We start from the raw sequence: 23958 nt of genomic DNA on the forward strand, positions 1-23958 counted from the left end.
ACGGATACCCTCAGCATGAACGACAAGGTCAAAGCTCTTTCGCGCAATATCGAGGCCATCTATCCGCTGGCGCCCATGCAGCAGGGATTGCTGTTCCATAGCCTGATGCATCCGGGCCAGGGCATGTACCTGCTGCAGTACCGCCATGTGATGGTGCTGCCGGACCTGGACCTGTCGGCGTTTCGCCAGGCCTGGGCGCAGGTGGTGGAGCGCCACGAGTTGTTGCGCACGTCCTTCGTCTGGAAGCAGCAGAAGCGCCCGATGCAGGTGGTGCACCGGCAGGTCGAGCTGCCGATCACCTATGAAGACTGGTCGGATCTCGGCGAGTCGGCGCAGCAACGGCGCCTGGAGGAGCTGCTGGCCGAGGAGCGCCGGCAGGGGTTGGATTTCACCAAGGCGCCACTGATGCGGGTCCGCCTGTTCAAGCTGGCGCCGGACACCTATCAGTTCGTGCGCAGCTACCATCACATCCTGATGGACGCCTGGTGTTTCTCGATCGTCATGCTGGACTTCCTCGATGGCTACCGCGCCGCCCAGGAGGGGCGGCGCCTGGAACGGCCGACCCCCCGGCCGTATCGGGATTTCATCCGCTGGCTGGAGCAGCAGGAGCCCGAGGATCATCGGGCCTTCTGGCAACGGCGCCTGGCCGGTTTCGAGACGCCCAATCGGTTCGGTTTCGGCCATGCCGGGCGTATCCAGGACGCCGCCGAGCCGGTGGAGGACTGCGTCGAGCACTTGAGCGTCGCGCAGACGCAGCACCTGCAGCGCGTCGCCGCCCGCCAGGGAGTCACCCTCAATACCCTGGTGCAGGGGGCCTGGGCCTTGCTGCTGGCGCGCTACAGCGGCGATCGCGACCTGCTGTTCGGGGTCACCGTTGCCGGGCGACCGGCCCACCTTCAGGGCATGGAGAGCATCGTCGGGCTGTTTATCAATAGCCTGCCACTGCGCTGGAGCTGGCGCCCGGATCAGCCGCTCGATGGCTGGCTGAAGGCCTTGCAGAACGAGAACCTGAGCCTGCGCGAGCACGAGAGCGTGTCCCTGGCCGAGATCCAGGGCTGGAGCGAGGTGCAGCACCAGGACCTGTTCCACAGCCTGTTCGTCTTCGAGAATGCGCCCATCGCCGCCGATCTGCGCCAAGGCCAGCTCGACTACCTGATCAGCGACATGGCCAATCGCACGCATACCAACTACCCGATCACCGTGGTGATCGTGCCCGGTGAGCGTCTGCACCTGCAGCTGACCTACCAGACCGACTGGTTCCGGCGCGAGGAAGTCGCGCAGATGCTGCGTCACTTCCGTACGCTGCTGCTGAACATGGGCCGGGCCCTGGAGCGGCAGGCGGACACCCCGCTGCAAGGCATCGCCATGCTCGATGACGCCGAGATCGCCCGCCAGTACCAGGAGTGGGCCGGCGGCGGTCTGGCCGCGGATGAGCGGCAGCTGCAACCCCTGTATATCGAGCGTCTGCAGCGCCAGGTGCGCCGGACGCCCGAGCGAATCGCCGTGGTGCACGGCGAGCAGCGCCTGACCTTCGACCAGTTGAACCGGGCGGCCAACCGCCTGGCCCGGCACTTGCGCGCCTCGGGGGTGACGTCCGGTGACCTGCTGGCCGTGCTCGATGAACGGGGGCTCGACCTGCTGGTGATGATCGTCGCCACGCTCAAGGCCGGGGCGGGCTGGTTGCCGCTGGATCCGCGCAACCCGCCTCACCGCCTGGCCCAGGTGCTCGAGCAAAGCGGCACGCCGCTGCTGACTCACGGTGCGGGGCAGGGCGAGTCGGCGGCCCAGGCCCTCGACCAGCTCGCACGGCGTCCGGCGGCGATCCGCTACGATCGTGCGGCCCTGGATGGCTACGACGATAGCGACCTGGATCTCCCGGTACCTGGCCTGGCGTTGGCTTACTGCATCTTCACCTCGGGGTCCACCGGGATGCCCAAGGGGGCGATGGTGACCCACGCCGGCATGCTCAACAACATCCTCGGCAAGCTGCCGGACCTGGAACTCGACGCCGACGACGTGATCGCCCAGACCGCCCCGCAATGCTTCGATATCTCCGTCTGGCAGAGCCTGGCCGGGCTGGTACTCGGGGCGCGGACGGTGATCCTCGGCGACTGCGTGGTGCAGGACCCCGAGGCGCTGGGCGAGGCCATCGAGCGGCACGGCATCAGCATCCTCGAGGCGGTGCCGTCGCTGATGCAGGGCCTGCTGGACGCCGGGCTGGAGCGCTCGCGCCTGCGCTGGGTGCTGGCCACGGGGGAGGCGTTGCCGCCAGCCCTGGCGCGGCGCTGGTTCGACCGTTACCCGCGCATCCCGCTGATGAACGCCTATGGCCCCGCCGAGTGCTCCGACGATGTGGCGTTCCAGCCCCTGCTCGAGCGCCTGCCCGAGGCGCGCAGCAGCGTCTCGATCGGTCGGGCCACCCTGAACAATCGCCTCTATCTGCTCGATGCCGAGCTGGAGCCGTTGCCGGTCGGCGCGGTCGGGGAGATCTGCGTCGCCGGTATCGGCGTCGGGCGTGGCTACCTGGCCGATCCGGCGCGCACGGCGGCGGTCTTCGTGCCGGATCCGATCGCCAACGATGGGAGCCGTCTCTACCGCACCGGCGACCTGGCGCGGTTCCTGCCCAATGGTGAGCTGGAATACGTCGGCCGTACCGATCACCAGGTCAAGGTGCGCGGCCACCGTATCGAACCGGACGAAATCGCGGCCTGCCTGATGCGCTTCCCCGGGGTGCGCGAGGCGGTGGTCCTGGCCCGTGACGACCCGCAGCGGGCCAAGGTCCTGGTGGCCTATGTGGTGGCCGATCCACGGCCTTCGCTCGAGGCCCTGCGCGAGTTCGTGCTGGGCGACCTGCCACCCTACATGCTGCCCGGTGCCTTCGTCTTGCTCGACCGCTTGCCGCTCAACGGCAACGGCAAGATCGACCGCCAGGCGTTGCCGGCACCGGATTTCACGGCCCAGAGCGAGGCCCGCCATGTGGCGCCACGCAACGAGCTGGAAGCACAGCTGGCCGAGGCCTGGCAGAACGTGCTGGGGCTTGCCCGGGTGGGGATCGAAGACCACTTCTTCGAGCTGGGCGGGCACTCGCTACTGGCCACGCAACTGATCGGCCTGATCGGCAAGCTCAGCGGCAAGGAACTGCCCCTGCGGGTGGTGTTCGAGCGTCCGACCATCGCCGGCATGGCCGACTGGCTGGAGCACCAGGGGGCCGGCACCCGGCCCACGCCGACGCGGCTACCGCGTCCCGAGACGTTGCCGCTGTCCTTCGCCCAGCAACGCCTGTGGTTCCTGCAGCAGCTCGATCCATCGAGCCCGGCCTACAACCTGGCCGGGGCGGTACGCCTGACCGGCGACCTGCAGGTGGCCAAGCTGCGCGGCGCCTTGCAGGCCGTGCTCGACCAGCACGAGGTGCTGCGTACCGGCTTCGTCAATGTGGCCGGGGCGCCGGCGCAGAGGATCCTGCCCAGGGCGTCGCTGGCACTGCCGGTGATCGATGTCGACGGCGACGACGCGTTGCATGCCCTGCTGCGGGCCGACGCGATGACGCCGTTCGCCCTGGAGGCGGCGCCCCTGCTGCGCGCCAGTCTCTATCGCCTGGCGCCGCAGGAGCATGTCCTGGCGCTGAGCTGCCATCATATCGTCGCCGATGGCTGGTCACTGCAACTGATCATCGATGAGCTGTGCGGGCACTACCGCGAGCTGTGCCGGGGCCACGAGCCGCTATCGGCGAACCTGCCGATGCAGTACGCCGACTATGCGCTGTGGCAGCAGCAGTGGATGGAGGGCGCCGCCTGCCGGCAGGAACTGGCCTTCTGGCGCGAGCAATTGTCCGGCGATCTCCCGGTGCTCGACCTGGCCGCGGATTTCCCGCGCCCGGCGCAGGCCAGCCAGGCGGGGGGGCGCGTCGAACGACGCCTGCCCGATGCCCTGGCCATGCGGCTGCGCGCCTTCAGCGCCGGCCAGGGCTGGAGCAACTTCATTCCCCTGCTGAGCGCCTTCCAGTTGCTGTTGCGCAGCCGCAGTGGCGAACGGGACATCCTGGTCGGGGTGCCGGTGGCCAACCGCCACCATGCGGCGTTGCAGCCGCTGGTTGGCTGCTTCGTCAATACCCTGGTCTATCGCCAGACGCTGCCCGGCCAGGCCAGCCTGATGCAGCTGATGAGCGAACTGCAGGCGCTGTCCGTCGCGGTTCAGTCGCACCAGGACCTGCCCTTCGACTACCTTATCGAGCGGCTCGGCATCCCCCGGCAGGTGAGTTACAACCCGCTGTTCCAGGCCATGTTCAACTACTTCCCGGGCCATGCCCTGGAGCGTTTCGAGCTGACCGATGTCATCGCCGAGCCGCTGGATAACCGCCCGGACACGGCCCTGTGCGACCTGCACCTGGATGTGCGCGACGGCGAACATGGCATCACCCTGAGCCTGCAGTACAGCAGCGAGCTCTTCCGCGAGCAGACCGCCGAGGCCATGGTCGAGGACTATCTGGCGCTGCTCGCCGCCTTGCTCGAACGGCCGCAGCAGCCGCTGGGTGAGTTGCGCCGGCAGCCGGCCGAGCGCGCCCCGGCACGACTCGCAGGCCCCCGACAGGACGGCCGGGAAGACCTGGTCGAGGCCTTCAACCGCCAGGTCGCGCGCGATCCCGAGGCGACGGCCGTGGTGGCCGGCAGCGAGCGCCTGACCTATGCCGAGCTGGACCGGGCCGCCGAGCGCCTGGCGGCGACCCTGCAGGCCCGCGGTATCGGCGGGGAAGCGCGGGTGGCGCTGCGCCTGCCCCGTGATGCGCGCCTGCCCATGGCGCTGCTGGCCATTCTCAAGACGGGCGCCGCCTATGTGCCCTTGGCCGAGGACATGCCGGCGGAGCGGGGGCGCTATATCCTCGCCCATGCCCAGCCGGCCCTGTGCCTGACCACGGCCGCGGCCTTGCCGGAGCTGGCCGGCTGGAACAGTGGCGTCGAGCTGCTGGATATCGATGCCCCGGTGCCGGACGCGAGCTATGTCGCGCCGGCGTTCAGCCCCGGCCAGCTCGCCTATGTGCTCTACACCTCGGGCTCCACCGGGCAACCGAAAGGCGTGGCGATCGACCGTGGCAACCTGATGAACCTGATGCTCGGGGTCGAGCGGGTCCTGCCGCTGACGGCCCGGGATCGGGTGCTGGCGCTGACCACCGCGACCTTCGATATCGCCATCGTCGAGCTGCTGCTGCCCTTGGCCCATGGCGCCAGCATCCTGCTTGCCGGGCGCGAGCAGGCCCGGGATCCGCAGGCCATCGATCAACTGCTCGAAAGCGGGCGGCCGACGGTGATGCAGGCGACGCCGGCCACCTGGCGCCTGCTGGTGGCACATACCTCGCGCCGTTGGCGAGGCATTCGCGCGATTTCCGGCGGTGAAGCGCTGCCCGGTGCCCTGGCCGAGGCCATGGAGGGCCGGGGGGCGCGGGTGATCAATGGCTACGGGCCGACCGAGGCCAGCGTCTACAGCACCTTCGAGGTGCGGGACGGGACGAGCACGGACACGGAGGTGCCGATCGGCCGGCCACTGCCCAATACCGCCGCCTATGTGCTCGATGGCGACCTGCAACCGGTGCCCCCGGGCGTCGCCGGCGAACTCTACCTGGCCGGCGATAACCTGGGCCGAGGTTACTTCGCGGCGCCGCGCCTGACCGCCGCCGCCTTCCTGCCCGACCCCTTCGTGCCGGGAGGGCGCATGTACCGCACGGGGGATCGGGTGCGGCGCAACGCCGACGGCGGCCTCGACTACCGGGGCCGGCTGGACTTCCAGGTCAAGCTGCGCGGCTTCCGCATCGAACTGGGCGAGATCGAAGCCCTGCTGGCCGCTATTCCCGCGGTGCGCGAGGCCACCGTGGTCCTGCTCGGCAGCGCTGACAGCGCCCGCCTGGTGGCGTATTACTCGGCCGCCGATGAACTGAGCGACAACCTGCTGCTCGAGCACCTGGCCGAGCACCTGCCCGACTACATGCTGCCCAGCCAGTTCGTCCGCCTGGACGGCCTGCCCCTGAACGGCAGCGGCAAGGTCGACCGCCGGGCCCTGCCGGCGCCGGCACGACGTGACGCTAGCGGCGGCGCGCCCTTGACCGAGTGGGAGACCCACCTGGCCGCGCTCTGGGCGGAATTGCTCGATGGCAGCGAGGTCGGTCGCGAGGACGACTTCTTCGCCCTGGGGGGCCATTCGTTGCTGGCCGCCCGCCTGGTGGCGCGGCTTGCCGAGCGGCACGGCCGGTGCTTGCCCTTGCGCAGCGTATTCGAGCAACCGCGGCTGCGCGACCTGGCGGCGTGCCTGGCCGCCTCGGACCAGGCCGACGACGGCATCCTGCGTGGCTTTGCCGAGCCGCAGGCGCCTCTGCACTTCACCCAGCAACGCCTGTGGTTCCTCGATCGCCTGCAAGGCGACACCCGGGCCTACCACCTGTCCCTGGCCTTGCGCCTGGAGGGCACCCTGCAGCCGGCGCTCCTGGAGCAGGCCCTGGGGCAACTGGCCAACCGCCAACACAGCCTGCGTACGGTGTTCCGCGAGACGGCGGAGGGGGCGCGCCAGCGTGTCGAGGCCGGTAGCGCCGAGCTGCTGAGCGTCGAACGCCTGGAACAGGACGAGCATTCGCCGGCATTCGCCGACACCTTGAGCCTCGAGGCGCAGCGCGCCTTCGACCTGAGCGCCGCGCCGCCGTGGCGGGCGCGCCTCTACCAGGGGGAGGGGCGCAGCGTGCTGCAGGTGACCCTGCACCACATCATTGCCGACGCACGCTCACTGGAGATCTTCTTCGATGAGCTGCAGCGGCTCTATCGGGCCCTGCTCGACGGCGGCCAGGCGGCGCTGCCGGAGCTGCCGCTGCAGTTTTCCGACGTGGCCGCCAGCTGGCAGAGTCCGCCGGGGCTGGCGCGCATCGAGGCGCAACTGGACTACTGGCGCCAGGCCCTGGCCGGGGAGCCACCGGTACTGGACCTGCCCACCGACCTGCCGCGTCCCGCCGAGCAGCGCTACCGGGGCCAGCGTCTGCGCTTCAGCCTGCCTGCGGCCCTGGTCGAGCGCCTGCGCGGCGCGGCGCGGCGCCGCGGCATGACGCCCTTCGCGCCGCTGCTGGCGGCCTGGAAGATCCTGCTGGCGCGGCATTCCGGCCAGCGCGAGGTCTGGGTCGGCCTGCCGGTCGCGCAGCGCCACCAGGCCCATACCGATAACCTGATCGGCTACTTCGCCAGTACCCAGGTATTGCGCAGCACCATCGACCCGGGGCAATCGGTCGAGGCCTTCTGGCAGCAGTTGCAGGCCTCCCACCTGGCGGCCCAGCAATATGCGGACGTCCCCTTCGAGCGCCTGGTGGAGGCCTTGCAGGTGCGCCGTGATCTCAGCCACACGCCCTTGTTCCAGGCGCTCTTCAACCTGATCCAGCGCGATACCCCGGCCGATGCCGGGCAGCACTTCGCCGGCTTGGCGGTGGAGCGCCTGGAGATCGACAGCGACAGCGCCCTGGTGGATATCGGCCTGCATATCGAGCAGCACGGCGGCGATTGGCAGTGCGTACTGGAGTACAACACCGACCTGTTCCTCGCCGAGACCGCGCAACGCTATGCCGATGAATACCGCTACCTGCTCGACGGCATGCTGATGCGCCCCGAGGCGCCCTTGTGGGAGATCGACCTGGCGAACGCCGATCATGCCCTGGCGCGTCGCCCCTGGAACCCGCCGGCGGCCGCCTTGGGCGTGGAGGAGGACCTGATCGCCCGCTTCCAGCGTCAGGTAGCGAGCACCCCACAGGCGCTCGCCGTCGACTACCAGGACCGGCAATACAGCTATGCCCAGCTCAATGCGCTGAGCAACCGGCTGGCCCACTGGCTGCGCAAGCAGGGCGTGGGCAGCGATGATCTGATCGCGGTGTGCCTGAGCCGCGGGGCCTGGCTGCTGCCGACCCTGCTGGCCATCCACAAGGCCGGTGCGGCCTACCTGCCGCTGGATCCGCAGCACCCGGCCGAGCGCCTGCGCTTGATCGTCGACCATGCGCGTCCGGCGCTGGTGCTCGGCGACCCCGCCTGCCGTGAGATGCTGGATGGCATCGACAGCGTCTGGCTCGATGGGCTGCCGCTGGCGGAGCAGCCCAGCGACGACCCGCGGGTCCCGGTCGAGCCCCGGCAACGGGCCTATGTGATCTATACCTCCGGCTCGACCGGGACCCCGAAAGGCGTGCAGGTCACCCGCGAAAACCTGAGCAACCTGCTGGCCGGCCTCGACCGGCAGCTGCCCCTCACCGCGACCGATACCTGGCTGGCCAGTACCACCTATGCCTTCGATATGTGCAAGCCAGAGCTGTTCCTGCCGCTGGTCAAGGGGGCATCCCTGCTCCTGGCGCGCCGTGAGCAGGTGGTCGATGGCCACCGGTTGTTCGACCTGTTGCAGCGCGCCAGCCTCTTCCAGGCCACCCCGGCGGGGTGGCAGGTCCTGCTGGAAACCGGTCGCGACGACTGGCCGCCGCTGCGTGGCCTGATCGGCGGCGAGGCGGTGCCCGCCGAACTGGTCGGTGCCTTGCAGGCCAAGGGAGTGACCCTGATCAACGCCTATGGCCCGACGGAGACCACGGTCTGGTCGACGGCCCAGGCGTTGCATGAGGTGCCGGCCGGCATCGCCGACATCGGTACGCCGCTGCTCAATACCCGCTGCTATGTCCTCGATGAGCGGCTGCGCCCGGTGCCGCTCGGCACGACGGGGGAGCTGTATATCGCCGGTTCGGGGGTGGCCCGTGGCTATCAGCATGCCGCGGCGTTGAGCGCGGCGGCCTTCCTGCCGGATCCCTTCGCCGATGAGCCGGGCAGCCGCATGTACCGCACGGGGGATCTGGTACGCCGCCGCAAGGACGGGCGCCTGGCCTATGTCGGTCGTGCCGATTTCCAGGTCAAGGTGCGCGGCTTCCGCATCGAGCCGGGCGAGATCGAATCGCTGTTGCGCCGCTACCCCGGTGTGGAGGAGGCCGTGGTGATGCGCGAGCCGCGCAGCCGCAACCTGTATGCCTGGCTGCAGGCGCCGGTCGCCGTGGAGGTCGGCGCCTTGCGCCGGCATCTGGAGCGCCAACTGCCGGGCTACATGGTGCCGAGCGGGTTCGTCCAGGTGCCGCGCTTCACCCTGAATGCCAACGGTAAGATCGACCGCCAGGCCCTGCCGGCGCCGGACACCGCCGCCGAGCAGGGCGTGGCACCACGCACCGAGCTGGAGCGGCAACTGGCCGAGCTGTGGCAAGAGCTGCTCGGGCTGCCCCGGGTCGGAGTGTTCAGCAGTTTCTTCGAGCTGGGGGGGCATTCGCTGCTGGCCATGCGCCTGATGACGCGGGTCGAGACGCGCTTCGGCATCAAGCTCGAACTGCGCAGCCTGTTCCACGACCCGACGATCGCCGGCCTGGCCGAACAGATCGAAAACCCGCAGCGACCCTCGACCGACCAGGCCTTGGACGCAATGCAGCGGCTGTTACTAGAGATGGAAGAGTAAGGATGGATGCGATGACGCAACACGCTTTTCTGGAGATTGCGCAGCGGCTGGCTTCCTTGCCCGCGGACAAGAAACAGCGGTTTCGCCAGCGCCTGGCCGAGCAGGGCATCGACAGTTGGCGCCTGCCGATTGTTCCGGCGACTCGGGGGGAGGGCGAGGCGCCGCCGCTGTCGCAGGCGCAGAGACGCTTCCTCTCGGCAGAGGCCCTGAGCCGCCGGGCCCTGTATAACCTCGGCTCGGTATTGCGCTTCGACGGGCGCCTGGATCTGGCGCGCCTGCAGCAGGCCATGCAGCAACTGGTCGAGCGTCACCGGGTGTTGCGTACCCGTTATGTGGCCGATGCCCAGGGGCGCCTGCAGGGGCGTTGCGAAGCGTGGCCGGTGCCGGTCCCCCGGGTCGAGCCGGTGCCCGTCGCCGCCGAGCACCACGCGCAGTGGTGCGCCGAGGAATATGCCCGGCAGTTGGCCGAGCCCTTCGACCTGAGCCAGTCGGTGCCCTGGCGCTGGCGCTTCTTCGCGGATGACGAGGGGACGACCCTCTGGTTGTTCTTCACCATTCACCATGTGGCCTACGATGCCTGGTCGGCCCAGCAATTGACCCGCGAGCTGGCCGAGGCCTACCGTGCCCTGGCCCAGGGCGAGGCCGCCCGGCAACCGGAGTTGAGCATCCAGTATGCCGACTACGCCGCCTGGGAAGCGGAGTGGCTGGCCAGTGACAGTTGCCGACAGCAGGTCGAATACTGGCGTTCGGTCCTGGCCGATGCGCCGGCGGACCTGGCATTGCCGCTGGATCGACCGCGGCCTCCGGCCAGCCAGCGTCGCCACACTGGCGCGGTGCTCGGCCGCGACCTGCCACCGGCGCTGTCGACCCGCGTCGAGGAGGCGGTCCGCCGCCAGGGCGTGACCCTGTATCTCTATGGCCTGACCGCCTTCAGTTGGCTGCTGGCGCGCTACAGCGGCGAGCGTGACCTCTGCCTGGGGACTTCCGTGGCGCAACGCGACCGCCCCGAGCTGACGCCCCTGATCGGTCCCTTGCTCAATACCCTGGTGATTCGCCAGCGCCTGCAGGACGACGCGGATTTCCGCAGTGCCCTGTCGCGTAGCCGCGATACGCTGGCGGCGGCCTTCGATCATCAACAGCTGCCTTTCGAGCAGGTTCTCGAGGCGCTCGAGCGTCCGCGCTCCAACCCGCTGTTCCGGGTCATGTTCGTCCAGGTCGACCTGCCCGAGAGCCGTACCCTGGCGTTACCCGGCGTGGACGTCGAGGTCCTCGATCCGCCGCAGCGCCATGCGCGTTTCGACCTGACCCTGCGGCTGCTGCGCGGTGCCGATCGGCGCCTGCGCTGCGAGCTGGAGTACAGTGACGAACTGTTCGATGCCGCCACCGCCGAACAACTGCTCGATGACCTCTTGGCCATCCTGCAGGACACCGCGCAACACCCGGAACGCCGCCTGAGCGAGGTGCGCCTGGCGTCACCGGCCAGCGAACTGAGCGGCCCGGCGCTGGGCGCGACGCCCTTGCCGCTGGATCAGCAGGTCTTGCGGTGGGCGGCTCGCACGCCACGGGCGCCGGCCCTGTGCAGCCGCCAGCGGCACCTCGACTACGCGGGCCTGGGGCGGGCCACCCGGGCCCTGGCGGCGCGGCTGGCCGAGCAGGGGGTCGGCCCGGGGCAGGTGGTCGGCCTGTGCATGCCGCGTACGGTGGAGCAGGTGGTGGCGACCCTGGCCTGTTGGCAGCGCGGTGCCGTCTGCCTGTTCCTCGACCCGGCCCAGCCAGCGCAGCGCCTGGCGCAACTGCTGCAGAACAGCGGCGCGAGCCTGCTGCTGACTCAGGCCGATGCCCCACCCGTCGCCACGGACCTGGCCCGCCTGGTACTCGATGCCGCCGACCTGACCGCCGAGGCGGCGGCCCCCCATACGGCCAGTCTCAGCCGGCCGGAGCTGCCGGCCTACCTGATCTACACCTCCGGCTCCACCGGGCAACCGAAGGGCGTGCTGGTCAGCCATGGCAATCTGGCGCACTACGCCGTTGCCCTCGGCCAGCGCTTGGGGGCCCCCCCGGGGAGTCGCTGGGGCACCCTGGCCACGGTGGCGGCGGATCTGGGGCTGACCGCGGTCTTTGCCGCCTTGCAGGCCGGGGATCCGCTGGTGCTGCCCGAAGCCGCGCTGGCCTTCGACCCGCCGGGCTGGGCGGATTTCCTGGCGCAGCAGCCGGTGGACTGCCTGAAGATCGCCCCCTCACACCTGCGCGGGTTGCTGGCCCTGGCGGATGCGCGTCGGGTCCTGCCGCGGCGGCTGCTGATTCTCGGCGGCGAGGGCTTCGACCCCGCCTTGTTGGCCCGGGTGCGCGACCTGGCGCCCGAGCTGCGGATCTTCAACCACTATGGCCCCTCGGAAACCACGGTCGGGGTGATCTGCGGCGAAGTGTCGGCGCTTGAGGCGGCCACGCCGGAGCCTTACCTGCCGCTGGGGCGGCCACTGGCCGGCTGTGAGTTGCGCATCGTCGATGAGGCGGGGCAGCCGGTGCCACTCGGCGCCGCCGGCGAACTGCTGATCGGTGGCCCGCAGGTGGCCACGGGGTATCTGGATGAGCCGGCATTGACGGCGCGCGCCTTCGGCCACGGCCTGTCCGGCCAGCGGTTCTATCGCAGTGGCGACCGGGTGCGCCTGGACCGGGCCGGCCACCTGCGGTTCCTGGGGCGCCAGGACGATCAGGTGAAGATCCGCGGCTTTCGTGTCGAACCGGGGGAGGTCGCCGCCTGGCTGGGCGCCCAGTCGCCGGTCCAGGAGGCCGCCGTCCTGGCCCGTGAGCTCCAGGGGCGCAGGCAACTGGTCGCCTACCTCAGCCCGGCCCTGGCGCCGGCAGAGCTGAACGCCTTGCAGGCCCTGGCCCGGCAGCAATTGCCGGAACCCATGCTGCCGGCCCACTGGCTGTGCCTGGAGGCATTGCCGCTGACGGCCAATGGCAAACTGGATCGGCACGCCTTGCCCGAGCCGGAGGCGCCGCCGGCGGAGGCCGACCCGGCGCAGGCGCCGCTCGGCCCCACCGAGCAGTGCCTGGCGCGCCTGTGGGGGCAGCTCCTCGGCGCTGACTCGGTGGGGCGTCAGGACGACTTCTTCGCCCTGGGCGGCGATTCGATTCTCAGCCTGCAGCTGATCGGCCTGGCGGCCCGCGAGGGGCTCAAGCTGCAACCGCGCGATGTGCTCGAGCATCCCACCCTGGCGGCCATGGCGCTGTGTGTCGATGGGCGCAGGCAGCCGGCGCTGCCGGTGGTGCTCGACGCCTGTCGCGAGCTGCTCGAGCAGCCGGCGCTGGGCGCGGACGATGACTTCTTCGCCGCCGGCGGTGACTCGATCCTCAGCCTGCAGTTGATCGCCCGCCTGCGTCAGGCCGACCTGCGCCTGATGCCCCGGCAACTGCTGGAGAATCCGACGCCGCGGCAGTTGGCCGAGGTGCTGGCACCGGTGGCGGCGGGCCCGGCCATGTCGCCGCCGGCCCCCGTCGCGGACCGGCCCTGGCGACTCTCCCATGCCCAGGAGCGGGTCTGGTTCATGCAGCAGCTCGACCCCCAGGCGACGGCCTATAACGTCACGCAGTTGCTGGCCCTGCGCGGCGCGCTGGATGTGCCGCGCCTGGAGCGGGCCTGCCAGCGCCTGGTCGAGCGCCATGAGGCGTTGCGTTGCCGGTTCTTCGAAGAGGACGGGCAGGTCTGGCAGCGCCTGGATGCGGGCGGCGAAGCGCCGTTCTGCGTCCACGACCTGGGCAGGCTGTCGCCGTCCGAGCAGGAGGCCGCCATCGCCGCGGCGGCCACGCGGTCCTTCGATCTGGCCGCCGGGCCGCTGCTGGCACTCGACCTGTTCCGTATCGGCGAGGGGGAGTACCGCTTGCTGTTCAACGTGCACCATATCGCCGTGGATGGCTGGTCCATGGGGCTGCTGGTGCAGGACCTGTCGCGGTTCTATCAGGAGCAGCAGCCGGCGTCGGCGACGGGATCACTGGCGCTGATCGAGGCGCAACGGCACCGGCTCGCCGGTGAGCCGGGTCGTGCCTTGCTCGATTACTGGCGACGGCGTCTGCGGGGGCTGGACGCGAGTGCCCTGGCGCTGTCCGGCGGGCGCCCGCGACCGGCGTCGCAGGCACATGCCGGGGCGCGCGAGGAATACGCCCTGCCGCGGTCACTCACCCGGGACGTCGAGGCCCGGGCCAGGCAACTCGGGGTGACCCCCTTCGTGCTGTACTTCGCCGCCCAGCAACTGCTGTTGTGGCGTCATTCCGGGCGCCGCGACTTTGCCATCGGCCTGCCCGTGGCGGGACGCGAATCGGCCGAGGACCAGGCCCTGGTCGGCTTGTTCGTCAATACCCTGGCCTACAGCGTGCAGATCGATGGCCGGCAGGGCCTGGCGGACTTTATCCAGGCGTCGGGCGAGCGCCTGGCCGAGGACATGGCGCACCAGGAGCTGCCCTTCGAGCAACTGCTGGAGGCACTGGAGGTCGAGCGTCGCCTCGATCACGCGCCGCTGTTCCAGACCCTGTTCAACTATCAGGTCGATCACCAGGGGGCGCGCCGCCTGCGGTTGCCCGGCCTCGACGTCGAGCCGCTGGCCTTGCCGGAGGGGGTGGTCAGCGCCAAGTTCGACCTCACCTTCAATCTCTTCACCCAGGGGCGTGGCGACACCGCCAGTACCGGGCTGATCGTCGAGTATGCCAAGGCCCTGTTCTGCCCGGCGAGCAGCCGGCGCCTGGTGGAGGACTACCTGGGCCTGCTGGATAGCCTGTCGCGGGGTGACCTGCAGCGGCCCCTGCTGGCCCTGCCGCTGAGCTCGGTCGCGACCCTGGACACGGCGGGCGAGGCGACCGGGTTGAATGCCGAGGCCGATTTCATCACGCGCTTCGAACGCCGGGTCGCCGCCCATCCGGAGCATGTCGCCGTGCGCTGCGGTGGCCGGGGGCTGAGCTATGGGCAACTGGATGCCCAGGCCAATCGCCTGGCCCACTGGCTGCGGGCGCGGGGGGTGCGCTCCGAGTCGACGGTGGCCTTCTGCCTGCCGCGTGACGAGCGTCTGCTGGTGTGCCTGCTGGGCATCCAGAAAGCCTCCGCCGCGTACCTGCCGCTCGATCCCGACCACCCGCCGGGGCGCCAGTCGGCCATCCTCGAGCGGGCGCGTCCGCGACTGCTGCTGTGCGAGCGCCTGACCCCGGAGCTGCCCGCCTCACTCGATGCGGTGCCCTGGGACGAGTTGCCTTTGTCGCAATACCCCACCGTGTCGCCGGCACGGCCGGTGCGCCTGCAGCAGCTGGCCTATACCCTGTACACCTCCGGCTCCACCGGACGGCCCAAGGGCGTGCAGATCAGCCGCGGCAACTTCGCCAACTTCCTCCTGGCCATGGAGCGCGCCTTGCCCCTGGACGGGGTCGAACGTTACCTGGCGTTGACCACCATCACCTTCGATATCAGTGGCCTGGAATTGTGCCTGCCGCTGGTGCGCGGTGGCACCGTGGTACTGGCCGATGACCAGGAGCGCCAGGATCCGCTGCTGCTTGGCCGGCTGATCCGCGAGCAGGCGGTGGAGCTGATCCAGGCGACCCCGGCGACCTGGACCATGCTGCTGCAAGGGGATCGCGAGGCCCTGGCCGGACGCCTTGCCCTGGCCGGTGGCGAGGCGCTGGCGGCGGAAGTGGCGGCCGAGCTGCGTCAGTCCGTGGCGCGCCTGATCAATGTCTATGGGCCGACGGAAACCACGGTCTGGTCGACCCAGACCGCCGTGGATGACCCGAGCCTGCCGGTGGTGCCGATTGGTCGGCCGCTGCTCAATACCCGTTGCCATGTGCTCGACGAGCACCTCTGTGAAGTGCCGCCCGGGCGTGTCGGAGAGCTCTATATCGCCGGTGACGGCCTGGCCCGCGGCTATGCCGGGCAGCCGGGGCTGACCGCCGAGCGGTTTATCGCCGATCCGTTCGGTGGCGACGGGGGGCGCCTGTATCGCACCGGCGATCTGGCGCGCTGGCAGGCCGATGGCCGGCTCTACTACCTGGGCCGCACGGACGACCAGATCAAGCTGCGCGGCTTTCGCATCGAGCTGGGCGAGATCGAGGCCGCGCTGCTCGGCCACCCCGACCTCGTCCAGGCGGTGGCCAAGGTGCAGGGCGAATCGCTGGTGGCCTTCTGGGTGGCGCGCCCCGGCACTGCGCCGTCCGAAGCGGTGCTCCGCGACCATCTGCAGGCACGCCTGCCGGCCTATATGCTACCCACGCACTTGCAGGCCCTGACGTCCTTGCCGCTCAATACCAACGGCAAGGTGGACCGCCAGCAGTTGCCACGGGTGCAGGCCGCCTCGGCACCCGGCGGCACCGAGCGCTTACCGCAAGGCGCCAGTGAGATCCTGCTCGGCAAGATCTGGGCGCAGGTGCTGCAATTGCCACGGCTGTCGGCGGATGCGCACTTCTTCCAGTTGGGTGGACACTCCTTGATGGCCGCCCAGGTGCGGGCGCGCCTGCGCGAGCAGGGGATCGAGGTACCGCTGCGCTGGCTGTTCGAAACGCCGCGGCTGGCCGAACTGGCGGCACGGATCGATGGCCTGGCCGGCGACATCGATCCTGCCAGCCTGGCGATCCCTCGGGTCGATCACCGGCTCGATCAACCACTGTCGTCGGCACAGCAACGGGTCTGGCTGATGCAGCAGCTGGACCCCAGCGATAGCAGCTTCAACATGAGCAGCAGCGTTCGGCTGCGCGGGGACTTGGATGTCGCGGCCCTGGAGCGCTCGCTGCAACGCCTGGTACGGCGGCATGCCATCCTGCGCACCACCTACCACCAGCGACAGGGCGAGGTGCGCCAGCGCATCCATGATTCACTGCCGGTGGCGTTGCAGCCGCTGGTGTCGAGCGAGGCGCAGTGGACGAGCCATGCCCGTGACCTGGCCCGGCGCCCGTTCGACCTGAGCGGCGATGCCCCCCTGCGTGCCGCGCTGTACCGCCTCGGCGAGAGCGAGCATGTGCTGCAGTTGGTGATCCACCATATTGCCTCCGATGGCTGGTCCGGCGCCGTGCTGGTCGATGACCTGATCGAGGGCTACGAGGCGTATCGCCAGGGGCGGAGGCCCGCGGAAGACGAGCTGGACATCCAGTATGTCGACTACGCGGCCTGGCAGGGCTCGGAGGCCATGCAGGCGCGCCAGCGCCAGGGCCTGGCGTTCTGGCGCCGCCGCCTGGCCGGTGTGCCGGCGCAGGTGCCGCTGCCCTTCGACTTCCCACGGCCGGAGCGCGATGCCGGCGCCGGCGCCGGCCTGGACTTCCGGCTACCGGCCGCGACGCTCGGACGGCTCAAGGCATTCCAGCGGGACAGCGGGGTTTCCCCCTTCATGCTGCTGCTGACCTGCTACGCCGCCGTGCTGCAGCGCGAGACCCAGGGACGCGATCTCGTTATCGGCACCGACGTGGCCAACCGCGAGCATCCGGCCACCGAGTCCCTGGTGGGGTTCTTCGTCAACCTGCTGGCGTTGCGCATTCGCCTGCAGCCGGAATGGAGCTTCCGAGAACAGGCCTTGCGGGTGCGGGAGGTCTGCCTGGAGGCGTTTGCCTGGCAGGACACGCCGTTCGAGCAGGTGGTCGAGTGCCTGGACCTGCCGCGCCAGGCCAACCGGAACCCCCTGTTGCAGACCCTGTTCGTGCTGGACAACACCCCGCGTCGGCAACGCCGGCTCGAGCGCCTGGAGGTCACCCCGCTGAGCGGTGAACAGCAGCACTCCAAATTCGATATGGCGCTGTTTGCCAGTGAAGACGGTGAGGCCCTGAACCTGCGCTGGGTGTACCGCACCAGCCTGTTCCGCCACGCCACCGTCGAACGCCTGCGCGATACCTTCCTGGCGCTGCTGGACGCGGCCCTGGCCGCGCCGGACAGCCCGATCGATGCCTTGACCCCACCCCCCAAGAGAGCCGCTGCCATGTCCTCGGACAACCCGCTGCAACGAAAAATGAGCAAACTGGGCAAGCTGCGCCAGGGCCGTCCGGCCACCGCCGTCGCCCCCATCGAGACCCGGCCACTGAGCGAAGGCTCGCGCTTCCCCCTGCAGGTGGTGTTGCATGACCGTGAACTGGCGCCGGCGGTCTGGGCCGAGGCCAACCGCGACACGGTCGAAGCCTGGCTGCGCGAGCATGGCGGCATCCTCTTCCGTGGCTTCGACCTGCCGACCCCGGCGGATTTCGAACGCTTCTGCCAGGCACTCTGCCCGGCGCTGTATGGCCACTACGGCGACCTGCCGAAGAAAGAGGGCGGCAACAACATCTACGAGTCCACGCCCTATCCCCAGGACCGCATGATCCTGTTCCACAACGAGAGTGCCCATCAGCATCGCTGGCCGCGTCGGCAATGGTTCTATTGCCAGACGCCCGCGGCCCGCGGGGGGGCCACGCCCATCGTCGACAGTCGCCGGGTCTATCGCGAACTGCCGACCTGGTTGCAGGACAAGCTGCGGCGTAAGCAGCTGATGTACGTGCGCAACTTCAGCAGCAACCTGGACGTCAGCTGGCAGCATTTCTTCCAGACCGAAGCACGTGACGAGGTCGAGCGTATCTGCCGTGAAAGCCATATCGAGTTCCAGTGGCGCGGTGCCAACGACCTGCATACCCGCCAGGTCTGCCCGGCGGTGATCCTGCACCCACTGACCGGCGACGCCAGCTTCTTCAATCAGGTCCAGCTCTACCACCCGGCGTTTCTCGATGCGGACATCCGCGAGCAGTTCCTCAAGGGCGGCGATGCGGTCCTGCCGCGGCAGGTGTTCTATGGCGATGGCTCGGAACTGGAGGACGACGCCATCGCCGCGATCAGTGCCGCCTACGAGCGCTGTGCCGTGCGTTTCGACTGGCAGCGGGGCGATGTGGTCATGCTCGACAATATGCTCGCGGCCCACGCCCGCGACCCCTTCGAAGGCGAGCGGCGGATCGTCGTCGCCATGGGAGACATCTACCGCCGCGATCAGGTCGAGGCGGCACCGGCAAAGGACGATGAGGCATGCATGGAGGTGGCACCGTGATGGACCTGGGGCTGATGCTTTCACCCGCACAGAAACAATTGGCCGAAGCCAATCCCGAGACCTATCGCTGGGTGCGCCTGCACTTGGCCGGCGTGGCGCCCGAGGTGATCGAACGGCGCCTGCGTGATTGCCTGCGCCGGCACGAGGCGTTGCGTTTGCGTTATCAGCGCCCGGTGGGGGCCACCGGCTTGCGGCAAGGCGTGACCGAGGCCGAGGCCGTGCGCCTGGAGTGGCGGCATGCCGCGGATACCTCGGAAGGCGATGCCGATGGCTGGCTAGGTGAGGCCCGGGCGCTCTGCCAGGCGCGGCAACCCGACCTGCTGGCCTGGCTGCGCGGCGACCAGTTGCTGCTGGCCGTACCGGCCTACTCGCTGGACCTGCGCAGCCTCGAGCAGTTGCGTAGCGACTTGCTGGGCCAGGCCGCGGCGCCGGACGCCGAGTCGATGCAGTACAGCGATTACGTCGAATGGATCGGTGACCTGCAGCGGGACGAAGACGCCGAGCAGGGCGCGCAGTTCTGGCGCAACCTGGCCCTGCACGAGGTGCCGGGGCTGCGCCTGGTCGAGCGCTATGGCATGGCCAGCGGGGCGCGGGCCTGTGTGCAGCAAGCCCTCGAGCCGAGCGTGCCGGCCGCGTTGCAGGAGGTGGCGCAGCGCGAGGGCGTGGCCGTCGAGCCACTGGCCCTGGCCGCCTGGGGGACCCTGCTCGCCCGCCTGAACGGTCAGCGGCACGGGCAGTTCGGCTTGTTGCACGACCCCCGTGATGACTATGAGGAGCTGCAGGGCGCCTACGGCGTGTTCGAGCAGGCCCTGCCCATGGACCTGCAGGTCTCGGAACCTGCCTCCTGGGTCAGTGTGGGGCGGCAACTGGCCCGGCAAAAGGACAACGCCATCCTCTGGCAGGAATACCTGGGCCAGGCGCAGTTGTTGCCGGAGTGGCGGGCCAGCTACCAGGCCGGGTTGCGTGTGCGGACGCCGTCACGGATGCAGATGCTGGTGCCCTTGTCGTTCGACACGCCGCTCGAGTTGCAGATGGAGGTGACCCTGGATGCCCAGGGCCGGGGCAGCCTGGCGCTGGTCTATGACACCGGGCTGTATCGCCGCGCGCAGATGCAGCGGCTGCTCCGCCGTTATGCGCACTGGCTCGGGCAGCTGTTGAATGCCCCGCGGGTGCCCCTGGATGAGCTGAGCGCCCTGCTGCCGGAGGAGGCGCAAGCACCGCCCATGCCGGCCGGGCAGGACCGTGACCTGGATATCGTCGCGACCTTCCGCGCCCAGGCGCGCGCGCACCCCGAGCGCCCGGCGCTGCGCGATGGCGACCGGCTGCTGTCCTATGCCGAGCTGGACGCCTTGAGCGATCGTGTGGCCGGCAGCCTGCGCGAGGCCGGGGTCGGTCACGACGACCTGATCGCGCTGTACCTGCCCCGGGGGGCGCACATGCTGGTGGCCATGCTGGCCTGTTTCAAGGCCGGGGCGGCCTACCTGCCGCTGGACCCGGCACAGCCGCCGCTGCGCCTGGCAGGCATCCTCGACGATGCCCGGCCGGTGGTCTTGCTGCACCTGGACGACCTGCCGCCGGACGGCCCGGTGCCCGCCATGGCCTGGTCCCGGGCCAGCACTGGCCCGGCCCTGCGCAGCGATCCGGGCAGTGCGCCGGAACACCTGGCCTATGTGTTGTATACCTCGGGCACCAGCGGCAAGCCCAAGGGGGTACAGATCGAGCAGCGGCAGCTGCGTCACTATGTGACCCAGGTCACGCGGGCCTTGGACCTGCCGGAGGCGGGGCATTACGGCTTGGTGTCGTCCCTGCTCGCCGACCTGGGCAACACGGTGTTGTACCCGGCCTGGCTGCAGGGGGGCTGTGTGCACCTGCTGAGCCAGGCCAGCGTCACCGATGCGCAGGCCTTCACCGACGAGCTGCGTCGTCATCCGCTGGATGTGTTGAAAATCGTCCCCTCGCACCTGGAGGCCCTGATCGGCGAACAGCCGGCCGAGGCTGTCCTGCCCCGCCAGGTGCTGGTGCTCGGCGGTGAACCCATCGGTGAGGCCCTGCTCGAGCGCCTGGCGCCGTCCGCGAACGGGTGTCGCCTGTACAACCATTACGGGCCGACGGAAACCACCGTGGGGGTGCTGTGGCGCGCCCTCGCTAGCGATAGCGAAGGGGGGATCCCGGACACGGCCTTGAACCGGGTGCTCGGCAATAACCGCATCTACCTGCTGGATGAGCGCCGGCGCCCCGTGCCATCGGGCCAGGCCGGCGAGCTATGCATCGCCGGGACCAGCGTGGGGCGTGGCTATGTGGGTGGCCTCGGCGAGGCGGCATTTGGCGTCGAGCCGGCGGGCGGCGGGCGCCTGTACCACACCGGCGATCGGGCCCTGCGCCAGGCCGATGGCGCCCTGCGCCTCCTCGGTCGCAGTGACCAGCAAGTGAAGATTCGCGGCTTCCGCCTGGAGCTGGCGGAAGTCGAGCAGGCGCTGCTCGGCCAGCCGGGCGTGCGGCAGGCGGCGGTACTGCTGGATGGCGACCGCCTGCTGGCCTTCGTCGTGGCCGACGCAGGCCCCGCGGCGACGCCGCAATGCTTGCGCAGTGAACTGGCACGCCAGTTGCCGGACTACATGCTGCCCGCCGATCTCGTGGTGCTGACGTCGCTCCCGCTCAACAGCAATGGCAAGCTCGATCGCCAGGCGCTGTTGACGCACGCAAGACAACGCTTGCACCGCGCCCGGGTGGCGCCGCTCGGCGAGCTGGAAACGGCTGTCCTGGAGATCTGGTGCCGGGTCCTGGGTGTCGAGGAGCTCGGTGTGACCGACAACTTCTTCGCCGTGGGCGGCCATTCCCTCGCGGCGATCAAGGTGGTGGCGTTGATTCGCGAGCAATTGGGCATCAACCCGCCGACCAACCTGCTGTTCGAGCGGCAGACGGTGCGCGACCTGGTGCGGAGCCTCGCCCGGCCCGAGCCGGCCGGCGGTGGCTGGACGGTGCTGAACCAGGCGCCCGATGACGCACCGGCGCTGCTGTTGGTGCATGGCGCCCAGGGTCACCTGCAGGCCTACCGGCCCTTGCTGGAGGGCCTGGGCGACGAGTGCGCCGTCTACGGTCTGGCGGCATTCGCGGACGGCTGGGTGGACACACCGCTGGAGACCCTCCTCGAGCGCTATGTGCAGAGCATTCCGCGGCACCTCAAGCAACGCCCCTTGACCCTGCTGGGCTGGAGCCTGGCCGCGCGCCTGGCCCTGTTGCTGGTGCCGTACCTGCAGGCCCATGGCTTCGCCGTCAATGGGTTGGCCGTACTCGACCATGATCCTCAGCGCGGCCTGGCCGGGGAGGGCGATGAAGGGGGGCAGTTGCTCGCCGATGTGGCCTTCTACTGCCGCAGTCAGGCGCGACCGATGGGAGAGTCGTTGCGCGAACGCCTGGCGGTGCGGTTGACAGGGTGCGATTACGCCGAGGGCGTGACGAGGCTGCTCGACGATGCCGAGGTGCGCGCCCACCTGAGCTGGGACGCGGCCGATACCGAACTGCGCGAGCGGCTCAGCCAGTACCGCGCGATCAAGACCCGCCTGTATGCACAGCCCCTTCCGGTGGTGGATGTCCCCGTCTGGCTGTGGCGTGGCAATGCCCATGGCGACCTGCGGGGCCAGTGGCAGGCCTTGAGCGCTCAGCCGGTACGTGAGTGGGCGCTGGATGTCGGCCATCATGCGATCCTCTCCGAACCGCGCCTGATCGAAGGCCTGGTGCCCTTACTGTTGGAAACCTCGGCCCAGGGGGTGCCGACCCCATGAGACTCTTGCGGGAACTCCTTCACAACGCTCGCTGGCGGATTCTCCTGTCGATCCTCAGCAGTGCCTTGAGTGCGGCGACCAGCATTGGCCTGATCGGCTATATCAATCGCAGCCTGGAACACGGACTCGACGATCTTGGCCCGGCCTTGCTGCTGTTCGGCGGCTTGTTGCTGCTGCTGTTCATCAGCGGGGTGATATCCCAGTGGCTACTGGTGCAGATCGGGCATCGCCTGGTCTATCAGCTGCGCCTGCGCCTGGTGGCAAAGGTGTTGGGCACGGCCTTGGAGCGTATCGAACGCCTGGGTAGCCCGCGCATCTACAACGCCTTGACCAAGGACGTGACCACCGTGGCCACGGCGTTCAAGCAATTGCCGATCTCCTTGTACAACGGCTTGCTGCTGCTGACCGGGCTGGCCTACATGGCCTGGCTGAGTGTGCCGTTCTTCGTGCTGACCCTGGGGGTGATCGCCCTCGGCGTCGGCCTGGATATCTTGCTGGGACGCAAGATCAAGGCCCTGATGCGGGCCGTGCGGCAACGGGACGATCAGTTGACCGAGCAGTTCGAGGCGGCCATCGATGGGCGCTGCGAACTGGGCCTGAGCCGTGAGCGTCGGCACCTGCTGTACCGGCATCGACTGGAACCGGTGGCCAGTGCCTCGCTGGCTGCCTCGGTGCGGGCCGACACCCTGTGGGCGGTCAACCTGAACTGGACCACCTTGCTGGTGTTCGTGCTGATCGGCACGCTGTTCTTCCTTGGCCAGGGCCTGGGGCTGCTGGATCAGCAGGTGGTGGTGGGCTATGTGCTGGCGATCATGTTCCTGCGTACGCCGATCTCGGTGATCCTCGATGCCGTCCCGGCGGTGATTCGGGGCCATGTGGCCCTGCAGGCCATCGACGCCCTGGCCCTGGGCGAGAGCGTGACATTCACCGAGCCGGAGCAGGCCGCCGCCCCGTTTCGCGAGTTGCGCCTGTCGAACGTGCACTATCGCTACCCGGGGCAGAGCGATGACTTCGCCTTCCAGTTGGGGCCGATCGACCTGAGCATTCGCCGTGGCGAGCTGATCTTCGTGGTGGGCGGCAATGGCAGCGGCAAGTCGACCCTGGCCAAGCTGATGACCGGGCTCTATCAGCCGAGTGCGGGGACGGTCTCGCTCAATGGCGTGCCACTCGATGGCAGGACCAGCGAGTGGCACCGCGAGCATTTCGCGGCGATCTTTGCCGACTTCTACCTGTTTGCCGATGTGCTGGGCGAGGGCGGCCAGCATGACGGTCTCGAGGCCCGGGTGGAGCACTACCTCGAACGCCTGGGGCTGGCGCACAAGGTGCAGTTTGTCGATGGCCGCCTGTCGACCACCGCGCTGTCCCAGGGGCAGCGCAAGCGCCTGGCGCTGCTACTGCTGATGATGGAAGACCGCGAGGTGTTCCTGCTGGATGAATGGGCCGCGGATCAGGATCCGGTGTTCCGCCATGTGTTCTATCACGAGCTGCTGCCCGAGCTGAAGGCGGCCGGCAAGACGGTGATCGCCATCACCCATGATGACCGCTACTTCGATGTCGCGGACCGCATCTATCGCCTCGACTACGGCCAACTGGTGCATTACGACCATGCCACCGAGAGCCCTTTCCAGCTCACATCCTAGGCTTTCGTTCAGGCGACTCGGCGC

Annotated in this window: 4 protein-coding genes; all 4 read left to right on the forward strand. The window is 69.4% G+C overall.

Annotated features, from left to right (window positions below; genetic code table 11):
- The first annotated feature begins 15 nt into the window (after positions 1–15).
- Genes ACZ5EF_RS02510 through ACZ5EF_RS02525 form a run of 4 tightly spaced genes read left to right on the forward strand, consistent with a single transcriptional unit; the run spans position 16 to position 23934 of the window.
- A complete protein-coding gene (locus ACZ5EF_RS02510; protein WP_346062626.1) occupies positions 16–9483 on the forward strand; it encodes an amino acid adenylation domain-containing protein in 9468 nt (3155 codons plus the stop codon).
- Positions 9484–9494: 11 nt separating this feature from the next.
- Positions 9495–18512 carry an amino acid adenylation domain-containing protein gene (locus ACZ5EF_RS02515; protein WP_346062625.1) on the forward strand — a complete coding sequence of 3006 codons (9018 nt, stop codon included), beginning with the start codon at positions 9495–9497 and terminating at the stop codon, positions 18510–18512.
- On the forward strand, positions 18491–22294 hold the full coding sequence (locus ACZ5EF_RS02520) for a non-ribosomal peptide synthetase (protein WP_346062624.1): 3804 nt from the start codon (positions 18491–18493) through the stop codon (positions 22292–22294). Before ACZ5EF_RS02515 ends, ACZ5EF_RS02520 begins: the two co-directional genes overlap by 22 nt.
- Positions 22291–23934 carry a cyclic peptide export ABC transporter gene (locus ACZ5EF_RS02525; protein ID WP_346062623.1) on the forward strand — a complete coding sequence of 548 codons (1644 nt, stop codon included), beginning with the start codon at positions 22291–22293 and terminating at the stop codon, positions 23932–23934. The genes ACZ5EF_RS02520 and ACZ5EF_RS02525 overlap by 4 nt, the downstream gene beginning before the upstream one ends.
- The last annotated feature ends 24 nt before the right edge of the window (positions 23935–23958 follow it).

The sequence above is a fragment of the Bisbaumannia salifodinae genome, assembly GCF_055388505.1.

Excerpts from the sequence above, each read along its gene's own strand:
- ACZ5EF_RS02510 (WP_346062626.1), top strand. The coding sequence starts at position 16 with ATGAACGACAAGGTCAAAGCTCTTTCGCGCAATATCGAGGCCATCTAT.
- ACZ5EF_RS02515 (WP_346062625.1), top strand. The coding sequence starts at position 9,495 with ATGACGCAACACGCTTTTCTGGAGATTGCGCAGCGGCTGGCTTCCTTG.
- ACZ5EF_RS02520 (WP_346062624.1), top strand. The coding sequence starts at position 18,491 with ATGCATGGAGGTGGCACCGTGATGGACCTGGGGCTGATGCTTTCACCC.
- ACZ5EF_RS02525 (WP_346062623.1), top strand. The coding sequence starts at position 22,291 with ATGAGACTCTTGCGGGAACTCCTTCACAACGCTCGCTGGCGGATTCTC.